Annotated in this window: 21 protein-coding genes and 2 pseudogenes; 21 read left to right on the top strand and 2 right to left on the bottom strand. The window is 68.8% G+C overall.

Annotated elements, in window-relative coordinates; genetic code table 11:
• The 12 genes and pseudogenes from VFE28_12565 to VFE28_12510 form a co-directional block, all read left to right on the top strand.
• Positions 1-308, top strand: a 308-nt coding sequence (locus VFE28_12565; protein HZM16825.1) for a hypothetical protein, incomplete at its 5' end; no start/stop codon positions are given.
• 9 nt (positions 309-317) lie between these two features.
• On the top strand, positions 318-1049 hold the full coding sequence (locus VFE28_12560) for a PASTA domain-containing protein (GenBank protein HZM16824.1): 732 nt from the start codon (positions 318-320) through the stop codon (positions 1047-1049).
• On the top strand, positions 1021-1716 hold the full coding sequence (gene rpe / locus VFE28_12555) for a ribulose-phosphate 3-epimerase (protein ID HZM16823.1): 696 nt from the start codon (positions 1021-1023) through the stop codon (positions 1714-1716). Before VFE28_12560 ends, rpe begins: the two co-directional genes overlap by 29 nt.
• A 76-nt stretch (positions 1717-1792) precedes the next feature.
• Positions 1793-3175: a signal recognition particle protein gene (ffh, locus tag VFE28_12550; protein ID HZM16822.1), complete on the top strand. Its 1383-nt coding sequence runs from the start codon at positions 1793-1795 to the stop codon at positions 3173-3175.
• Between the two features lie 36 nt (positions 3176-3211).
• A pseudogene (rpsP, locus tag VFE28_12545) lies at positions 3212-3478 on the top strand (30S ribosomal protein S16).
• 122 nt (positions 3479-3600) lie between these two features.
• Entirely contained in the window at positions 3601-3831 is a 231-nt protein-coding gene (locus tag VFE28_12540) for a KH domain-containing protein (GenBank protein ID HZM16821.1), read from the top strand.
• A complete protein-coding gene (rimM, locus tag VFE28_12535; protein ID HZM16820.1) occupies positions 3831-4343 on the top strand; it encodes a ribosome maturation factor RimM in 513 nt (170 codons plus the stop codon). The genes VFE28_12540 and rimM overlap by 1 nt, the downstream gene beginning before the upstream one ends.
• A gap of 2 nt (positions 4344-4345) precedes the next feature.
• Complete coding sequence (gene trmD, locus VFE28_12530; protein HZM16819.1) at positions 4346-5101, top strand: tRNA (guanosine(37)-N1)-methyltransferase TrmD; 756 nt, start codon at positions 4346-4348, stop codon at positions 5099-5101.
• A gap of 15 nt (positions 5102-5116) precedes the next feature.
• Positions 5117-5470, top strand: a complete 354-nt coding sequence (gene rplS / locus VFE28_12525; protein ID HZM16818.1) for a 50S ribosomal protein L19 — start codon at positions 5117-5119, stop codon at positions 5468-5470.
• A 39-nt stretch (positions 5471-5509) separates the two neighbouring features.
• Positions 5510-6232 (top strand): ribonuclease HII, encoded by a 723-nt coding sequence (locus VFE28_12520; GenBank protein ID HZM16817.1) that lies wholly within the window; start codon positions 5510-5512, stop codon positions 6230-6232.
• Positions 6233-6335: 103 nt separating this feature from the next.
• Complete coding sequence (locus tag VFE28_12515) at positions 6336-6692, top strand: YraN family protein (GenBank protein ID HZM16816.1); 357 nt, start codon at positions 6336-6338, stop codon at positions 6690-6692.
• Positions 6689-7828, top strand: coding sequence for a hypothetical protein (locus VFE28_12510; protein HZM16815.1), 1140 nt, complete (start codon positions 6689-6691; stop codon positions 7826-7828). Before VFE28_12515 ends, VFE28_12510 begins: the two co-directional genes overlap by 4 nt.
• Positions 7829-7931: 103 nt before the next feature.
• On the opposite strand, the pseudogene VFE28_12505 reads toward VFE28_12510, so the two are convergent.
• Positions 7932-8510 (bottom strand): annotated as a pseudogene (locus VFE28_12505) (DUF507 family protein).
• Between the two features lie 107 nt (positions 8511-8617).
• On the opposite strand from VFE28_12505, the gene selD reads away from it, so the two are divergent.
• The 3 genes from selD (at position 8618) to VFE28_12490 (ending at position 11150) form a co-directional block, all read left to right on the top strand.
• A complete protein-coding gene (selD, locus tag VFE28_12500) occupies positions 8618-9703 on the top strand; it encodes a selenide, water dikinase SelD (protein ID HZM16814.1) in 1086 nt (361 codons plus the stop codon).
• The gene (locus VFE28_12495) at positions 9700-10500 is read left to right on the top strand and encodes an inositol monophosphatase family protein (protein ID HZM16813.1); all 801 of its coding nucleotides are present in this window, start codon (positions 9700-9702) and stop codon (positions 10498-10500) included. Before selD ends, VFE28_12495 begins: the two co-directional genes overlap by 4 nt.
• Positions 10501-10610: 110 nt before the next feature.
• Positions 10611-11150, top strand: a complete 540-nt coding sequence (locus VFE28_12490) for a DUF255 domain-containing protein (protein ID HZM16812.1) — start codon at positions 10611-10613, stop codon at positions 11148-11150.
• Between the two features lie 13 nt (positions 11151-11163).
• Here VFE28_12490 and serS read toward each other — a convergent pair whose 3' ends face one another.
• Positions 11164-12438: a serine--tRNA ligase gene (gene serS, locus VFE28_12485; GenBank protein HZM16811.1), complete on the bottom strand. Its 1275-nt coding sequence runs from the start codon at positions 12436-12438 to the stop codon at positions 11164-11166.
• Positions 12439-12824: 386 nt separating this feature from the next.
• On the opposite strand from serS, the gene VFE28_12480 reads away from it, so the two are divergent.
• The 6 genes from VFE28_12480 (at position 12825) to ybgF (ending at position 17513) form a co-directional block, all read left to right on the top strand.
• Complete coding sequence (locus tag VFE28_12480; GenBank protein HZM16810.1) at positions 12825-13544, top strand: MotA/TolQ/ExbB proton channel family protein; 720 nt, start codon at positions 12825-12827, stop codon at positions 13542-13544.
• Positions 13541-13999, top strand: coding sequence for an ExbD/TolR family protein (locus VFE28_12475; GenBank protein HZM16809.1), 459 nt, complete (start codon positions 13541-13543; stop codon positions 13997-13999). Before VFE28_12480 ends, VFE28_12475 begins: the two co-directional genes overlap by 4 nt.
• Positions 13996-14781 carry a TonB C-terminal domain-containing protein gene (locus tag VFE28_12470; GenBank protein HZM16808.1) on the top strand — a complete coding sequence of 262 codons (786 nt, stop codon included), beginning with the start codon at positions 13996-13998 and terminating at the stop codon, positions 14779-14781. Before VFE28_12475 ends, VFE28_12470 begins: the two co-directional genes overlap by 4 nt.
• Positions 14782-14795: 14 nt before the next feature.
• Positions 14796-16115 (top strand): hypothetical protein, encoded by a 1320-nt coding sequence (locus tag VFE28_12465; protein HZM16807.1) that lies wholly within the window; start codon positions 14796-14798, stop codon positions 16113-16115.
• A gap of 44 nt (positions 16116-16159) precedes the next feature.
• Positions 16160-16663, top strand: a complete 504-nt coding sequence (gene pal, locus VFE28_12460) for a peptidoglycan-associated lipoprotein Pal (protein ID HZM16806.1) — start codon at positions 16160-16162, stop codon at positions 16661-16663.
• Positions 16664-16739: 76 nt separating this feature from the next.
• Complete coding sequence (ybgF, locus tag VFE28_12455) at positions 16740-17513, top strand: tol-pal system protein YbgF (protein HZM16805.1); 774 nt, start codon at positions 16740-16742, stop codon at positions 17511-17513.
• Positions 17514-17571 lie beyond the last annotated feature (58 nt).

The raw sequence follows: 17571 nt of genomic DNA, 5'->3' as shown, positions 1-17571 counted from the left end.
GGCCCGACGCGCGCTGGCGCAAGCAGCCCGGCGATCCGGCCCGGCTCGCGGCGCTCCAGGCCGAGCTCCTCGAAGCCGCGGCGGTCCACGTGCGTCCGGGCGGACTCCTGGTCTATAGCGTCTGCAGCTTCGAACCGGAGGAGACCGAGGCCGTGGCCAGCGCTTTCAGCGCGCAGCATCCGGAGTTCGCCCTCGAGTCGGGGCCGGCGGCGCCGGAGTTGCGTTCCGGTCCGGGGATTCTGTATCTGTTGCCGCAGCGTCACGGCGTGGACGGCGGTTTCGTCGCCCGTTGGCGCCGCGCTCCCTGAGGAGTGTGCATGCGCCGTTTCCTGATTTTGCTCGCCGCTCTGGCCGGTGCTTTCGCCCTGGGTGTCCTCGTTTTCAACACCATCGTCATGCCGCGCTTCGTCCAGCACGGCGCCATGGTCACCGTCCCCGAATTGGTCGGGCTCGGTCTCGAGGAAGCGCAAGCTGTCTGCACCAAGCTCGGTTTGCAACTCCGCGTGGAGGATCGGCGCCACGCTGACGGTGTCCCCAACAATCAAGTGCTGGTGCAGATCCCCGCCGCCGGTGGCGTGGTGAAACCGGGGCGCACGCTCCGCGTGCACGTGAGCCTCGGCACCGAGCAGGTGAGCCTCCCCGACGTGCGCGGCTTGTCGCTGCGGCAAGCCACCTTGCAGCTCGAGAACGCCCATCTCAGCGTCGGCCGCATCTCCAAGGTCTACGCCCGCCAGGATGCGGACGCCGAGGGCCAGGTGGTGCAGGCGATGCGCCCACGCCCCGGCGAGCCGGTGACGAGCGGTGGCAAGGTGGATCTCGTCGTCGCCACCAGCGGTCACCCGGAGCCATTTCTCGTCCCGGACTTCGGCGGGCGTTCCTTGGAGGAAGCGCGCAAGCAGATCGAAGCCCAGGGCTTCCGCGTCGGCCGGGTCACCTATCGCAGCAAGGCCGGAGCCTATCCTGGTACGGTGCTGGAGCACTTCCCGGCGGCGGGTGCGCTCATCATGCGGGGAGAATCGATTGACCTCGTGGCGTCCACACCCGACTGACACCCCCGCTGTGGCGCCGTCGCTCCTCGCCGCCGACTGGAGCCGCATCGACGCAGAGGTTGCCGCGGTCGAAGCGGCCGGCGCCGACCTCCTGCATCTGGACGTGATGGACGGACAGTTCGTCGACAACATCACTATCGGCCCCGTGGTCATCCGCGGCCTGCGCCAGATGACACGGCTCTACCTCGACGCCCACCTCATGGTCCAAGAACCTGGGCGCTACGTGGAGGCCTTCCGCGCCGCTGGTTGCGACGGCATCACCGTGCACGCCGAAGCGGCGGCGGACGTGGGTGGCACGCTGGAAGCAGTGCGCCGGAGCGGCGCGCGGGTGGGTCTGGCACTCAATCCCGCCACCCCGCTCGCTCCTTTCACCGCTCACCTCGCCAGCATCGACCTGCTCCTGGTGATGAGCGTGCAGCCCGGCCACGGCGGCCAGGCCTTCCGCCCGGAAGTCCTGTCCAAGGTAGAAGAGGCGGTGCGCTGGCGCCGTGAGCGCGGCCTGGCTTTCGCCGTCGAGATGGATGGCGGCATCGATGCAGAGACCGCGATCCTGGCGCGCCGGGCCGGTGTGGACGTCCTCGTGGCCGGGACCGCCATCTTCCGCCGGCCGCCCTACGGGGCGCGCATCGAGGCGCTCCGCGCCGCCGGGAGCGGACTTTCCGCTTGAACCTGCCTGCGGGCGCCGCTACCCTGAAGCGTTTGCGGCCGCTCGAGTCCGACCTGCACACCAATCCGAGGCACTCGTGTTCGAGGTCCTGAGTCAACGTCTGGATGGCGTCTTCCGCCGCTGGCGCGGCGAGGCGCTCCTCAGCGAGACGAACATCGCCGAGAGCCTGCGCGAAGTGCGCACCGCGCTCCTCGAGGCGGACGTGCAGCTGCAGGTGGCGCGGGACTTCGTCACCCGGGTGCAGGAAAAAGCCCTCGGTCAGGAGGTGCTCCGCAGCCTGCAGCCGGGACAGCTGCTGATCAAGATCGTGCACGAGGAGCTGGTGGCCCTCCTCGGCGGCCGCACCGAGGATCTGCTGCTCTCCGGACCGCCGCCGGCGGTGCTGCTGCTCGTGGGTCTGCAGGGTTCGGGAAAGACGACGCTGGCGGCCAAGCTCGGGGCGCTGCTGCTGCGGCGCGGGCACAAGCCGCTCCTCGCAGCTGCCGACGTCTATCGTCCCGCGGCAGCGGCGCAGCTGGAGATGCTCGGCCAGCAAGCGGGGATCCCGGTCTTTTCCCGCCCCGAGCTGAGCGATGTGCCCGAGATCGCCCGCCAGGCGCGACGGGCCGCCCGCGAGCAGCTGCGCGACGTGCTCATCGTCGACAGCGCCGGCCGCCTGCACGTGGACGACGCGCTGATGCACGAGCTCGAAGCGGTGCGCGCTGCGGTGCCGCCGCAGGAAACGCTCCTCGTCCTCGATGCCATGACCGGGCAGGAAGCGCTGCGGGTGGCGCAGGAGTTCGACCGCCGCCTGGCCCTCACCGGGGTGGCGCTGACCAAGCTCGACGGCGACGCCCGCGGCGGCGCGGCGCTGTCGCTGCGCACGGTGCTCGGCAAACCCATCAAGCTCGTCGGCGTCGGTGAGGGCCTGGAGGATCTGGAGACCTTCCATCCGGAACGGATGGCGCAGCGCATCCTCGGCATGGGTGACGTGCTCACCCTGGTGGAGAAGGCGCAAGAGGTTTACGACGAGGAACAGGCGCAGCAGCTGGAACGCAAGCTGCGCCGAGAGAAGCTGACGCTGGAAGATTTCCTGGAGCAGCTGCAGGCGATGCGCAAGATGGGGCCGCTGGACAAGGTCCTGGGTCTCCTTCCTGGCGTTCCGGCGGCGGCCCTGGCCCAGGCACGGCAGCAGATCGAAGCGCGCCAGCTGCATCGGGTGCAGGGAATCGTGCACTCCATGACCCCGGCGGAGCGGCGCAGCCCGCGGCTCATCGACGGTTCGCGGCGCCGGCGCATCGCCCGGGGGAGCGGCACCAGCGTGCAGGAAGTGAATCAGTTGTTGACGCAGTTCGAGCAGATGCAACGCATGATGAAGAGCATGACGGCGAATCCACGCCAGGCCGTGCGCACTGCCGCCCGCAGTGTGGCGGCCGGTCCGGCGCGGCGGCGCTACGGCAGCAAGCGCAAGCGTCACTAGAGCCGCCTCGGGCGGCGCATGGAATGGAGGTTCTCTTTGTCGGTCAAGCTCCGCTTGAAACGGATGGGCGGAACCAATCGGCCCTTCTATCGTCTCGTGGCCATCGACAGCCGCAAGCAGCGCGACGGCCGCTTCATCCAAGAGCTGGGGTACTACGATCCGCTGCGCACCCCGGCCAAGACGCAGCTCGACGAGGCGCGCCTGCTCCAATGGCTCGAACGGGGGGCCGAGCCCTCGGCCACGGTGCGGCGTCTCCTGCAGCGCGGCGGCGTCCTGGAGAAGTGGCAGCTCCTGCGCCAGGGGCTGAGCGCGGAAGAGGCGACGCAGCGTGTCGGCGCCCGCCTCGCCACCCGGACCGAGAAGAAGCGCAAACCGCGCCTGTCGAAGAAGGCCAAGAGCAAGGCGCAGGCGGCTGCGGCATCCTGATGCAAAGGCTCCTGGAGTTCGTCGCCCGCACGCTGGTGGACGATCCAGCGGCGGTGCAAGTGCACGAGCGCCGCACCGAGGGCGCGGTCGTGTTCGAGCTCTCCGTGGCTCCCGCCGACCTGGGCAAGGTCATCGGCAAGCACGGGCGGACCGCGCATGCCCTGCGTTTGCTGCTGTCGGCGGCGGCGCAGCGCCGCGGCTGCAAGGCCGTGCTGGAGATCAAGGAGTGATGGCGGTGGAAATCGTTCTCGGCACGCTGGTGAAGCCCTTGGGGCTCACAGGGGAACTGAAGCTGCAGGAGAGCGAAGACTTCTGGGCCGCGGCCCTGGACAGCGCCAAGCTCCATCTGGTCCGCGGGGAGGAGCGCCGGCCGGTGCAACTCGAAGGGGCGCGCACCCACAGCGCCGGCATGCGGGCGCTGCGTCTCGCCGGGGTGACGCGGCGCGAGGAAGCGGAGGATCTGGTGGGGGCGGTGCTCGCCATCGATGCTGAGGGCATGGACGTGCCGCCGCCGGCGGAGCCGCGGAACTTCCAGCGGCTCGGCTTCGAAGTGCGCCTGCCGGACGATTCCATCCTCGGACGGGTGGAAGCGATCCTGCATCTGCCGGCCCATCCGGTCTTCGTGGTGCGCAGCGAGACGCGGGAGTATCTCGTTCCCGATGTGCCGGCCTTCGTGCGCGAGCTCGACCTGGAGCGCCGGATCCTGCGCATCGAGCCCGTGCCGGGTCTCCTGGAGCTGTAGGCATGCGGATCTCCATCGTCACCTTGTTCCCTGACTTCTTCACCTCGCCCTTGGGGGCGGGCCTGATCCACCGCGCCCGGGCCCAAGGACTGGTGCAGTTCCGCTTCGCCAACCCGCGCGACTGGAGCCGCGACCGGCACAAGAGCGTGGACGATTACGCCTACGGCGGCGGCCCGGGGATGATCCTGCGTCCGGAGCCGCTGGTGGAGGCGGTGGAAAACCTCACCGGCCCAGGGAACCCGCGGCAGCTGCCGGTGCTCCTGCTCTCGCCCCAAGGGCCCACGCTGACCCAGTCGAAGGCGGCGGCGCTGGCGCAGCTGCCCGAAGTCGTCTTCGTCTGCGGCCGTTACAAGGGAATGGACGAGCGCGTCCGCCATCTGGTGGTGACCGAGGAGCTCTCGGTGGGGGACTACGTCCTCTCGGGGGGCGAGCCCGCCTGCCTGGTGGTGATCGACGCCATGGTGCGCCTGCTCCCCGGGGCCATGGGGGACGAGGAGTCGGCGGCGAGCGATTCCTTCAGCCCGGGCTGGAACGGCGGGCTCGATTGCGCCTACTATACGCGGCCCGCCGAATACCGCGGTCTGCAGGTCCCCGAGGTCCTGCTCTCGGGGCACCATGCGCGCATCGAGGCCTGGCGACGGGATGAGGCGACGGCGCGCACCCGCGAGCGCCGGCCCGACCTGCAAGAAGGTTCAGGAAGCGAAGGCGGCACGGCGAAGCAAGACGGCGCGCCCGGAGAGAAGACGCCGCAGACTTGAGTGGAGGAACCGAGGATGAAGATCGTCGAGGCCCTCGAGGCCAAGCAGATGAAGGAAGCCACTCCGGCCTTCGAGGTGGGTGACACGGTGCGCGTGCAGGTCAAGGTCGTGGAGGGCAACAAGGAACGCTTGCAGCCCTTCCAGGGCGTCGTCATCCAGAAAGCGAACACGCGCAACCGCGCCACCTTCACGGTGCGCAAGGTGAGCGCCGGGATCGGCGTCGAGCGCGTCTTCCCGCTGCACTCGCCCAACATCGCCGAGGTGCGCGTGGTGCGCCGCGGCAAAGTGCGCCGGGCACGCTTGTACTACCTGCGCGGTCGCAAGGGCAAAGCAGCCCGTATCCGGGAGCAGCGCGAGGAGAGCGAGTAGGCCGCCGTCCCGAGCGGCGGCGCGACGCAGGGGGCGGGTGTGGAGGCTGGGGTCCTGGCGCGCCAGCGGCGCTTCCAGCGCTTGCAGGCCTTCGACCACGACGTGGACCCCACGGCGTGGGAGCAGGGCCGGTTGGCGGGCGTGGACGAAGCGGGTGTGGGCCCCCTCGCCGGTCCCGTGGTGGCGGCTGCGGTCATCCTCCCCGCCAGCTTCGACCTTCCCGAACTCTACGATTCCAAACAGATGACGGCGGCGGCGCGGCGGCGGTGCGAAAGCGCCATCCGTGCCGGCGCCATCGCCTTTGCCCTGGCGCGGGTGTCGCCGCGCTGCATCGATCGCCTCAATATCCTGAATGCCATGCTGCGGGCCCAGGCCCGCGCCCTCGCGGCGCTCTCGGTGCAACCCTGGACCGTGCTCGTGGATGGCAATCGCGAGCCCCGCTTGCCCGCGGGCTGGAGCACGCGCCTTCGCACTCTCGTGCGCGGCGACAGCACCTCGCTCGCCGTCGCCGCCGCGTCGGTGCTCGCCAAGTGTGCCCGGGATCGCGCGATGCGCCGGCTCGACCAGCGCTACCCAGGCTACGGCTTCGCGCAACACAAGGGCTACGCGACGGAAGCGCACGTGCAGGCGTTGCGCCAGCTCGGCTTGTCACCGGTGCACCGGCGCGGCTTCTGTGGTTTCCTCGCAGCAGAAGCCCTGCAGGCCCGTCAGGGCACCTTCCCCTGGGCAGAAGCCCCATCCCGGCGCGGACACCCAGTGTGAACGGAGGCGACGGTGCCCGGCGTGCTCCTCCTCTCGGACAGGGCAAGAACACGGCGAGCGCTTTGCTCGTGGCGCCACGCCGCTCTTGCGGGGGAGAGGGAGGATGCTTTCGCCGGGCCGACAGGGCGAGGAGATCGCCGCCTGCTACCTGGAGCTGCAAGGTTGCGCGGTGCTGCAGCGCAACGTCCGGCACGCCGAGGTGGAAATCGACTTGCTCGGGCGCGAGGGGCGCTGTCTCGTCCTGGTGGAGGTGAAGCTGCGGACCGACGGCCTCGTTCCGGCGCGGGACGCACTCTCGCGCCGGCAGGAACAGCGTCTTCTCCGCGCCGCGCAAGCCCTGCTGGCGCGCCACCCTTGGGCGGAGCAGGTGCGGATCGATCTCATCGCCATCGACCACGAGCGTCGCGCCGGCCGGTTGCAGCTCGAGCACTGGCGCGGCGTGCTGCCGCGCTCGTGGTGAGCCTGGCCCTGGCGCTCGCCGCCGCCCGTTCTCCCGCCGGAGCCGCAGACTGCACCTTCGCCGCCTTGGAGTGGAACGCCGAGGGCACGGCGCTCCGCTTCACCGCCGGGGATAGCAGCGCGGCGCAGCTCCTGCAGGTGGACCTTCAAAGTGGTGTGGTCACCAGCCTCGAGCCGCGCGTGCGCGACGCGAGCTGGAGCCCGGTGAGCCGGCGGGTGCTCTGCCGCGACGACTTCGGTGTCTACGACCTGGACCTGCAGGCGCCGAAGCTCCGGCCCCTTGCCTTCCTGCCGGCGGTGTCCCGCACCTTCCTTCGCGCCCTCGGCAACGACGAGCGCGGGGCGCTGCTGCTGTGGACGATCCAGCGCGACAGCGGCGAGCACGCTTTCTGGCGGCGGACCGAGGCAGGACTGGAACGGTTCCCGGGGGTGTTCGCCGGCGCCGAAGCGTTGCGCTGGTGGGACGAACACAACGTGGCCCAACCCTTCGCGCTGTCCAGCGGCAGCTTCGTGCGCAGCACCTGCGTGGAGCGCCGGAGCGGACAGCGTCTTTGCCTGGAGCGTCCGAGCGCCAGCGCGGCTTTCCGTTTCGTCCTCGCCGCACCGGAGCGGGTGGATGTCGTGGTCGACCGCTGCCTGCCGAATGCCCTGGCGGTGAACAGCGATTCGAGCCTCGTCGTCGTCGGGCTCTACGAGGAACTGGACGCGAAAGGCGGCAGCCAGGTCGTCACGCTCTGGCTTTCCGACTTGGCGCAGGCGACGCGGTTGAGCGAGTCGTTCCTGCCCCGTCCGGCACGCCCGGACGGCCGGCAGCAGAGCGGCGTGCACTGGCTGGACCGCACCCAGTGTCTGTGGGCCGATGCGGTGGGGCAGCTGTTCCGGGTGCAGGCGGAACCGGCGCGCGCCACGCCCCTCGTCAGCTTGGCGACGGCAGGGGCGGCGACGCGAACCGTGCGCCGTCCCGGCGACGGCGAGGAGAGCGCCGCCGTGGCCGGTCCAGGGGGCGGCAGCGCCTTTCTCCGCCACCATCGAGGCGCGCACGGGATGCGGAGCGAGATCTGGGTCTCCCAGCAGGGGGCCGCCGCCCGCCTCCTGGTCCCGGCCTGGGACGACGTCCCGCCGGTGAGCGTTCCGTAGCGCCCGCCGGGCAGCGCCGCGCGCCGCAGCCTCGACGCCCTGCGCTGGCGCCGGGTCGACGCGGTGACGTGGCGGGTCCTGCGGCGCTCAGGTGATGCGGCTTTTAGAGGGTGTAGCCGCGGCGGGTGGCGATCTCGCCGAAGAAACGGTCGTAGAGAATGCGCCACTCGTCGGAGCCGTAGGGGATGTCGCGCTTGTAGCTCTGGATGCGCTCGATCGCCTCGTTGGCGATCTCGTCCTCGATGCGCAGATCTTCCTCCAGCAGCTGCGCGATCTGGTGGCGCAGGTCCCGCTCCTGCATCTTGAAGTCGATGAGGTCGTCGCCCCAGAGGCGATCCACCAGGCGCTGCGCCAGGTGCGCCATCTTCTCGGCGGTCAACCGCACGCTTCCACCCCTTCGTCAGAGCACGATGCCCCGCTCGCGCGCCAGCTGCTGGCGGATCTTCTTGCGCATCACCCAGTTGTCGATACCCTCGTGACGCATGCGCGTCTCGTTCTGCGTCATGATGCGGTCCACCTCTTCGTCGAGGCGGCGCTCGAGCTCCTTCTCCTCGCGGAATTCCTCGACGATGGCCGTGCGCAGCACCTCGGGGCCGGCGAGACACTGCACGTCCTGGTTGTCCTGCAGCCAGTGCAGGATCTTGTCGGCCAGCGAGTCGATCTTGCGATCCGAGAGACGCATGCACGCAGGATAACGGCGGCCCCCGGAGGCGTCAACGTGGCCGGCGTTGCGGCGCCGGCGCACCTTCGCTAGCATGGCGCACAGACGCGCCGCGGTGGCGGCAAGCGTTGGAGGTCAGTATGGAAACCGTGCGTTTGACCGCTCTCAGTCACGGCGCCGGCTGAGCTTGCAAGCTGCACCCGGAAGACCTGGCGCAGGTCCTGCGCGCGCTTCCGGAGATCACCGATCCTCGCGTCCTCGTCGGCACATCCACCGGCGACGATGCCGCCGTCTTCGCCTGGGACGGTGAGCAGGCCCTCGTGCAGACGGTGGATTTCTTCACGCCTCTCGTCGACGATCCCTATCACTTCGGGCAAGTGGCGGCGGCGAACGCGCTCTCCGATCTGTACGCCATGGGCGCCGAGCCGCTCTTCGCCCTCAACATCGTGGCTTTCCCGGCGCAGAAGCTGCCCTTCCGTATCCTCGGCGACATCCTGCGCGGCGGCGCCGACAAGGTGCGCGAGGCCGGCATCGCCATCGTCGGCGGCCATTCCATCGACGACCCGGAACCCAAGTATGGCCTCGTCGCCACCGGCCGGGTGCGACGCGATCGCATCCTGCGCAACGTCGGGGCGCGTCCCGGTGACGTGCTCGTCCTCACCAAGCCGCTGGGGACGGGGATCTTCACCACCGCGCTCATGCGGGATCTCCTGCCCCCGGAACGCGAGGCCGCCATCGTGGCCCTCATGGCGATGCTGAACCGCGATGCTGCCGCGGCACTGCAGGGGTTCACGGTGCACGCCTGCACCGACGTCACCGGCTACGGTCTCCTCGGACATCTCCACTCCATGTTGCGCGGCAGCGGCGTAGGGGCTCGGCTCGACGCCGGCGCGATTCCCTTCGTCACCGAAGTGTTGGAACTCGCCGGGCGCGGCTGCGTGCCCGGTGGCAGTCGCGCCAACCTCGAAGCCGTCCGCTCGCAAGTGGACTTCGGCGGCCTGGCGGAAGCGGAGCGCCAGGTGCTCGCGGATGCGCAGACCTCTGGCGGTCTCTTGGCGGCCGTGCCCGAGTCGGAGGCGGAGGCTCTGGTGGCGGCCTTGGCGCGCGCCCGCACCCCGGAGCGCGCCGTCATCGGCCGGATCGTCGCTGCCGCTGCGGGGCAGGCGGGACACATCGCGATCGACGGCCGTCTCACCCGGGCGGTGACGTTGTGAGCGAGGCTCCCTGGCGGGAGCGCCTCGAGGCCGTGGTGCGCCAGGCGGGGGAGCATTTGGCGGCGTCCTTCGAACGCCTGGGCGAGGACGCGGTGGAGCGCAAGGCCACCGCCATCGATCTGGTCACCCCTCTCGACCGCGAATCCCAGGCGCTGCTCGAAGCAGGCTTGCGCCGCGAGTTCCCGGGCGAAGCGATCCTGGCGGAGGAAGATGCCGGCGCCCGCCGCGCCGCCCGCGGTCCTCTCTGGCTGGTGGATCCTCTGGACGGAACCACCAACTTCGTTCACGGCGTGCCGCTGTTCACCATCTCGGTGGCGCGCGTCCGCGACGGCAGCCTCGATCGCGGCATGATCTACGCGCCCTGCCTCGGCGAACTCTATTGGTGCGCTCGCGGCGCCGGCGCCTGGCGCGGCTCGCAGCGCCTGGCGGTCTCCAGGCGCGCCGCCCTGCAGGATGCTCTCCTCTGCAGCGGCTTTCCCTATGACATCCGCACCGAGCCGCACAACAACCTGCGCGAGTGGTCGCATCTGGCCCGGCGCTGTCGCGGTCTGCGTCGCACCGGCGCCGCCTCCCTCGATCTCGCCTGGGTGGCCGCGGGACGTTTCGATGGCTTCTGGGAATTCCGACTCGGGCCTTGGGATCTGGCGGCAGGGGCTCTGATGGTGCAAGAAGCCGGAGGTTCGCTCACCGATCCGCGAGGTGGCACCGACTTCCTCTGGCAAGGCGACGTGGTGGCGAGCAACGGCACCCTCCACGCGCAGTTGTTGCAAGCGCTGGCTGAGGCCCAGAACGCTTGAGACCCTAGTACACCTTTTCCTGGAACTCCGGACGACCTTCCGGTGTGTGATATACTGGCGTTCCGCTTGCACCGCGGCTGCGGCGACACGACCCTGGAGGAAACAAGAGAATGCGTGCAGCCTCCCTCCCGCGCCTCGGCTCCGGTCTCCTGCTCGCGGCTCTGGCCAGCCTCGTCGCGGCCGACCCGGCCACACCTCCTGCGGAGGAAGCCAAGAAGCCCCAGGTCGAATGGATCCCCTACGGTGAAGCGCTGGAACGGGCGAAGAAGGAAGACAAACACGTCCTCATCGACTTCTACACCGCCTGGTGCGGCTGGTGCAAAGTCATGGACAGCAAGACCTACACCGATCCTGCCGTGGTCGAGCTCCTGAAGGAACACTTCCTCATCGCCAAGGTCAACGCCGAGTCGGCGCGCAAGTTTCCCGTCCGCGACAAGGAGATGTCGGGACGCGAGCTGGCGGAGGAGTTTGGCGTGCGCCAGTTCCCCATGACTTCCTTCCTCATGCCCGACGGCCAGAAGATCGCCAACCTCCCGGGCTACATCCCCGCCGACCGCTTCGCCAAGGTGCTCGAGTTCGTCCACGCCCGGCGCTACAAGCAGGACGCGGAGACTGCCCCGGAAACCCCGGCTCCCACCAAGCCGCAGTGAGACGGAAGCGGCGCTAGCGCGGCTTTTCCAGGAGCTCCAAGCCACCCAGATAAGCGCGCAGCACCGGCGGCACCACGACGCTGCCGTCGTCCCTCTGGTTGTTCTCCAGGATGGCGATGAGGATGCGCGGCGAGGCCAGCACCGTGTTGTTCAAGGTGTGGCAGTACTGCACCCGACCGTCGCTGTCACGGTAGCGCAGGTCGAGCCGGCGGGCTTGGAAGTCGTGGAAGCGCGAAGCGCTGTGGGTTTCCGCGTAGGCCCGGCGCGACGGCATCCAGGTCTCTAGATCGAACTTCTGCACCTGCGGCCGCCCGAGATCTCCGCCGCAGACATTGACCACCCGGTAGGGGAGATCGAGGCTCTGCAAGATCTCTTCGGAGTTGCGCAGGATGGCCTGGTGCCAGCGCATGGACTCCTCCTCGTCGTTCCGGCAGATCACCACCTGCTCGATTTTCTGGAACTGGTGGATGCGGAACAGACCGCGCGTGTCCTTGCCGTAGGTGCCGGCCTCGCGTCGGAAGCAGACCGACCAACCGGCATAGAGCTTGGGCAACTCGGTCTGCTCCAGGATCTCCGAGGCATGGTAGGAGGTGATCGGCACCTCCGAGGTGCCGATGAGCGAGAGACCGTCGCGTTCGACCTGATAGGCCTGCTCCTCGCCGCCCGGGTAGTAGGCGGTGCCGATCATCGCCATGGGGCGGACGAGATGCGGCACGAGCATGGGCACGAAGCCCTTGGCGACGATGTGATCCAGGGCGAAGCGGAGGACCGCGAGCTCGAGGAGGGCGCCGGTGCCGCGCAGGAAGTAGGTGCGCGAGCCGGCCATCTTGGCGGCGCGCTCGAAATCGACCAGCCCGAGCTCGAGACCCAGCTGCACGTGATCCTTGAACTCGAAATCGAACTGCCGGGGCGTGCCCCAGCGGCGGATCTCGACGTTGTCCGCCTCGCTCTCCCCAGGGGGAACGTCGGCGGCGGGGAGGTTGGGGACGAGAAGCAAGAGCGCCTCGAGCTCGGTGTCGACGGTCTTCATCTCCTCGCTCATGCGCTTGATGCTGGCGACGAGCTCCTGCATCTCCTTGATGCGTCGCTCCCGTTCCTCGCCTTGCAAGGTGGCGATCTGCTTGGAGGTGCGGTTCTGCCGGGCCTTGAGCTCGTCGGCGCTCTGAATGAGCCGGCGGCGCTCGACGTCCAGCGCCAGGATGCGGTCCAAGTCGAGAGGGATGCGCTTCAGCTCTGCCGCTTGGCGCACGGCATCGGGATGAGCGCGGATGGTGCGGATGTCGAGCACGGGGCCTCCGGCCGGCGCGGGGCGGCGGTGACCATAGCATCCGCATCCGGCAGGAGCAATTGCACCGGCGTGCCCTCGCCACGCGCGGGGAGCTGTGCCGCGAGCGGCCACGGCAGCGGTCGGCGTGTGGCGTGACCGGTGTGCGCTCGGGCCTTGCGCCGGACGGTCGGCTTCGGGAGAATGGCCCGGTCTCCAGACTCGGCCCGTCCCTGCGGGGCGGAAGTGGATGACGGAACGTATCTTGCGGCGTTCTAGGCGGAACCTGCGAGAGCCACTACGGGTTTGACAGGGTCGGGGGTCGATGGTAGCGTCGCGCGTCTCGCGAAGGCGGGAGTGCGCGATGCCGCTGTCGCCGCGCTCCGAGGGGTGGATCGGGAGGAGTGGACGTGGACTTCGCGGCCCATACGTCGCCGGTTCTTGCCTTGTTGGCCCTGGACAACACCTATGTACGCCTCGTCCTCGAGGCCGGGCTCTTCGCCAAATCCATCCTGCTGCTCCTCCTCCTGCTCTCCGTCATCAGCTGGGGCGTTGCCCTCGACAAGTGGAGCCTCTTCCGACGGGTGGAAGCGCAGGCCCGGGACATCCGTAAATCCGTGGGACGGATGCGTTCGATCCACGACCTCTCGGAGCTCATGACCCCGGGCTTCGCCGGGCCCCTGATGGGGATCATCCGGGAGACGCAGAAGGTCTTGCAGCGCTTCGGCCGCGACGTCTCCGGGCGGGAATACCTGATCTCCGATTTCCAGCGCGCCAGCGAAAAGGCCGGACTGGACGCGCTCAACCTCATGGAGAAGAACCTCGTGGTTCTCTCCACGACGACGACGGTGAGTCCCTTCCTTGGCCTGCTCGGCACCTGCTGGGGCATCATGGTCTCCTTCGTCAACATCGGCCAGGCCGGTTCGGCCTCCCTGGACGTGGTGGCCCCGGGCATCGCCGAGGCGCTCATCGCCACCATCGGCGGACTGGGCACGGCCATTCCGGCGCTGGTGTTCTACAACATGCTCACCAACCGCCTGCGCCGGGTGGAGGGTGAAATGCAGAGCTTCGCCATCTCCATCGTCGACCTCCTGGAGCGGGAGGTACGGACGCAGCAGGTGCCGTCATGATGCACGGAGTCGAAAGCGGCGTGTCCGGCACGGGCTGGGGCCGGCGCCGCGCCATGCGCTCGATGAGCGAGATCAACATCACGGCGTTCGTGGACGTCCTTCTGGTGCTGCTCATCATCTTCATGATGACGTCGCAGTACTTGAAGGCCGGATTCGACGTCAACCTGCCCAAGGCCGACACGCCAGGACTGGAGCAGCGGCAGGATCCGCTGGTGGTGACGCTGTCGGTGGACAAGCGTCTCGCCGTGGGCGATCAGGTGGTCCCCGGGTTGGCGGAGATGCGGGAGGCGTTGCAGGCGCAGCTGCACGGTGCGACGCGCCCGGTGTATCTCAAGGCGGACCGCAAGGTACCTTATGGCACCATCGTCACCGTCATGGCGGAAATCCGCCACGCCGGCGTCCGGGACATCGGTCTCATGACCGAGTCGGGCCGAGAGGATTGGTTTGAGCAGTGAGCGCGCGCAGCCATGCCATGCGCCGGCCGTACTGGATCTCCGCGCTGGGGCACACGACGCTCCTGGGCGCTCTCGTCTTCGCCTCGGGGATCGGCTCTCCGCGTCTGTTCGTCGAGGGCGTGAACATCGTGCTGCCCCCGTCGGGGACCGGACCGGGAGAGGTGAAGCCCGAACCCGCGGCGGCGCACCAGCCACAGCCGCTGCCGGTGCAGCCCGAGGCACCCGAGCCGGTGGAACAGAAGAAGCCGCAGCCGGAGAAAAACATCGTCAAGGAGCCGAGCCGCGAAGGCTTGCTGCCGCCGCCGAAAGACGACGTGCCCTCGCTCCGGCCGGAGGAGACCGATGCACCCAAGTCGGCGGAGAAGCCGAAAACGGAGAAGAAGAAGCCCGCCAGCGCCGCCGCGGCAGGACCGGGGGGCGCGAGCGACACGCCCACCGGCGGTGCCACCGGGGCCGGGAGCGGCACGGGCATCGGGGTCGAGGGTGGGGTGTTGGGCGCGAATGCGCCGTGGTATCTGGTGCAACTGCGCGATAAGATCGCGGCGAACTGGCGACCCCCGGCCGCGGTGGGGCGGAGCGGCGAGATGCGGGCGGTCTTCCATTTCCGCATCGAGTCGAGTGGGGAAGTGACGCAGCTGGAGCCGGCGGGCTTGTCGAACCACTTCCGCTACGACATCGAAGCACGCCGGGCCATCGAAGTCTCGTCGCCGCTGCCGCCCCTGCCGGAAGAGCTCGGGGCGACCAGCATCGGCATCACCTTGACCTTCACTCAGGTCTACTGACCCGCGGGAGGGGCATGCAACGAACGAACCGCGAGAAGCGTGGCAGGCGATGGGCGCCGCTGGTCGCGGGGCTCCTCGCTCTGGGGGCCGCGGCGGCGTGGGGCCAGGGCAACGAGTACCAGCTCGACATCAAGGGCGGCGCCTACCGGCGCATGAGCATCCAGATCGGCGAGCCCAGCGTCGCCGGCGGCGAAGACGCGGTGCAACGGCAAGCCGGAGAAGGCCGGGAGACCCTGGCGCGGGATCTCATCTACTCCGGTCTCTTCTATGTCATGGATCAGCGTGGCAACCCGTACTTGCCGAGCGGCGTCTCCCGGGCCTGGAACGCGGCCAACGAGACCCCGGAGCGCCAGCCGCACCAGGTGGAGATGCGCTGGAGCGTGGAGGCCGGCCAGGTGGTGGCGGAGCTGCGTCTGCTCGATGCGCTCGGCACCCAGATCACCGGCAAGCGCTACACCGTGGGCAACAACGGCGTCCGGGCGGCGGTGCACCACTTCGCCGACGAGATCGTCAAGCACTTGACCGGTGTCGACGGCATCGCCCAGACCAAGGTCGCCTTCGCCCGCAAGCGCGGCGAACGGTCCGAGATCTTCATGACCGACTACGATGGTTTCGACGAACGTCAGGTCACCAGCCAGAACACGCTGTCCCTGTCCCCGGTGTGGGGCGTGGGCCGCAAGTGGATCGCCTTCACCAGCTACGTGGACGAGAACCCCAACCTCTATCGCATCGACGAGGGCATGAGCCGCTTGCGCGTGGTCAGCCGTTACCCGGGTCTGAACACGGCGCCGGACTGGTGCCAGCAGCGCCAACTGTTGGCGTTGACCTTGACGCACGAGGGCAATGCGGAGATCTACACCATGCGGGAAGACGGCGCGGCGCTCAAGAGATTGACCCACAATCCAGCGATCGATACGGCGCCGGCGTGGTCGCCCGGAGGCGACCAGATCGCCTTCACCTCCGATCGCGCCGGCATTCCGCAGGTCTTCGTCATGTCCGGCGACGGGGGCAACGTGCGCCGGCTGACTTTCCACAACCGTTACAGCGATGCACCGGCGTGGTCCCCGGATGGAAAATGGATCGCCTACGTGAGTCGCTGGGAAGGCAACATCGAGCTGCGAGTCATGAAGCCCGACGGGACCAACCAGCGCGTCGTGGTCAGCGACGGCTTGAACGATGGTCCGAGCTGGGCCAAGAACTCGCGGCACATCGCTTTCAGCTCACTCCGCCGCGGTTCGAGGGCGATTTACGTCGTCGATATCTACACAGGCCTGGAAAGGCGCTTGACGACGGGAGCGCAGGATGCGATTACTCCGGCGTGGTCGCGTGACTGAGGCGTGCTCCAGGGCGCCTGGAAGAGAGAGGGAGGTTCGAGCCCATGCGTAGGTTACTTCTCGTCAGCATGATCGCCGTGCTGGGCCTAGCGGTCCTGGACGGGTGCAGCAAGCCGCCGCCACCACCGCCGCCGGTGGAGACGCCTCCACCGCCGCCGCCACCACCTCCGCCACCACCGCCACCTCCACCGCCGCCACCGGCGCCGAAGCTGACGCAAGGTGATCTCGGCGACGTGTTCTACGACTACGACAAGGCGGACATCCGTGAGGACGGGCGTGCGACCTTGACCGAGAACGGGCGCAAGCTCGTGGAGGTCAGGGACGCCATGATCCTGGTGGAAGGACACTGCGACGAGCGCGGTACCACAGAGTACAACTTGGCGCTCGGCGATCGCCGTGCCGTGGCCGCGAAGGATTTCCTCGCCAGCTACGGCGTCGACGGGAGCCGCATCGAGACGATCAGCTACGGTGAGAACAAGCCCTTTTCCATGGGTCACGACGAGTCCGCTTGGGCCCAGAATCGGCGGGCTCACTTCGTGGTGAAGTGAGACGCAACCTCCCTCGGCAGGGGGTCGGCGATGGCGCCGGCCCCCTGATCCAGGGTGCGCCGGGGAAGCGAGAACGATGACGCTTGCCCGAGGACGAGGCGGCAAGTCGCTGGCGACCGTGCTCGGCGCCTTCTTGCTGCTCGGCGTCTGCGCTGGAAAGAAGCTGTCGCCGCTGGAACTGCGGGTGGCGCGTCTGGAAGAGCAAGTCGCCGCCCTCGAGGCGACACGCGAGCGCTTACACGCCAGCCTCGATAGCTTGGAAGCCCTCGTCGCCGAGCAGACGTCGGAAGTCCGTTCTCGACGCGCCAGCGGGGACGAGCACATTTCCCGCTTGCAGACGTCGCTGCAGGCCCTGCAGAGCGATCTCGAGAGTCTCCGCCTCGATGTCTCCGAGCTCCGTGACCGCCTGCAATTCGAGGTCGGACAGGGAGCGACCCCTGGGGGGGCCGGCGCTCCCGCAGGGGCAGCTGCCAGTGGCGATAACCCCCGGGCCCTCTACGAAGCCGCTTACCAAGACCTCTCCCAGGGCAAGCATGATCTGGCGCTCATGGGGTTCCACGAGGTCCTCTCCCGTTTCCCCACCTCGGAGCTGGCCGACAACGCGCAGTACTGGATCGGCGAAGTCTATTACGACAAGCAGGATTACCCGCAGGCCCTGGAGGAATTCCTCAAGGTGGAGCAGAGTTTCCCCACCGGAGACAAGGTCCCGGCCGCCTTGCTCAAGATCGGGATGACCCAGCAGCAGCTGGGGAAGAGCCGGTCGGCGGACAAGACCTTCCAGAACCTGATCCAGCGCTTTCCCTCCACCGAGGAAGCCAGGCTGGCGCGGACCAAGCTTTCCTCTCCCTGAGACACGGGTTGAGGCCGCCGGGACCTCGTCCTTGCGGAGCCCCTCCTTGGCTGTGGCG

The sequence above is a fragment of the Candidatus Krumholzibacteriia bacterium genome (assembly GCA_035649275.1).
Taxonomy (GTDB): domain Bacteria; phylum Krumholzibacteriota; class Krumholzibacteriia.
Note: the sequence above shows the minus strand (reverse complement) of the source record. Positions and strands in the feature narration are given on the sequence as shown.

Coding starts and splice junctions, on each gene's coding strand:
- VFE28_12475 (HZM16809.1), top strand. CDS start 13,541: ATGATGCACGGAGTCGAAAGCGGCGTGTCCGGCACGGGCTGGGGCCGG.
- rimM (HZM16820.1), top strand. CDS start 3,831: ATGGCGGTGGAAATCGTTCTCGGCACGCTGGTGAAGCCCTTGGGGCTC.
- ybgF (HZM16805.1), top strand. CDS start 16,740: ATGACGCTTGCCCGAGGACGAGGCGGCAAGTCGCTGGCGACCGTGCTC.
- VFE28_12540 (HZM16821.1), top strand. CDS start 3,601: ATGCAAAGGCTCCTGGAGTTCGTCGCCCGCACGCTGGTGGACGATCCA.
- VFE28_12490 (HZM16812.1), top strand. CDS start 10,611: ATGCGTGCAGCCTCCCTCCCGCGCCTCGGCTCCGGTCTCCTGCTCGCG.
- trmD (HZM16819.1), top strand. CDS start 4,346: ATGCGGATCTCCATCGTCACCTTGTTCCCTGACTTCTTCACCTCGCCC.
- VFE28_12515 (HZM16816.1), top strand. CDS start 6,336: ATGCTTTCGCCGGGCCGACAGGGCGAGGAGATCGCCGCCTGCTACCTG.
- pal (HZM16806.1), top strand. CDS start 16,160: ATGCGTAGGTTACTTCTCGTCAGCATGATCGCCGTGCTGGGCCTAGCG.
- VFE28_12465 (HZM16807.1), top strand. CDS start 14,796: ATGCAACGAACGAACCGCGAGAAGCGTGGCAGGCGATGGGCGCCGCTG.
- rplS (HZM16818.1), top strand. CDS start 5,117: ATGAAGATCGTCGAGGCCCTCGAGGCCAAGCAGATGAAGGAAGCCACT.
- VFE28_12560 (HZM16824.1), top strand. CDS start 318: ATGCGCCGTTTCCTGATTTTGCTCGCCGCTCTGGCCGGTGCTTTCGCC.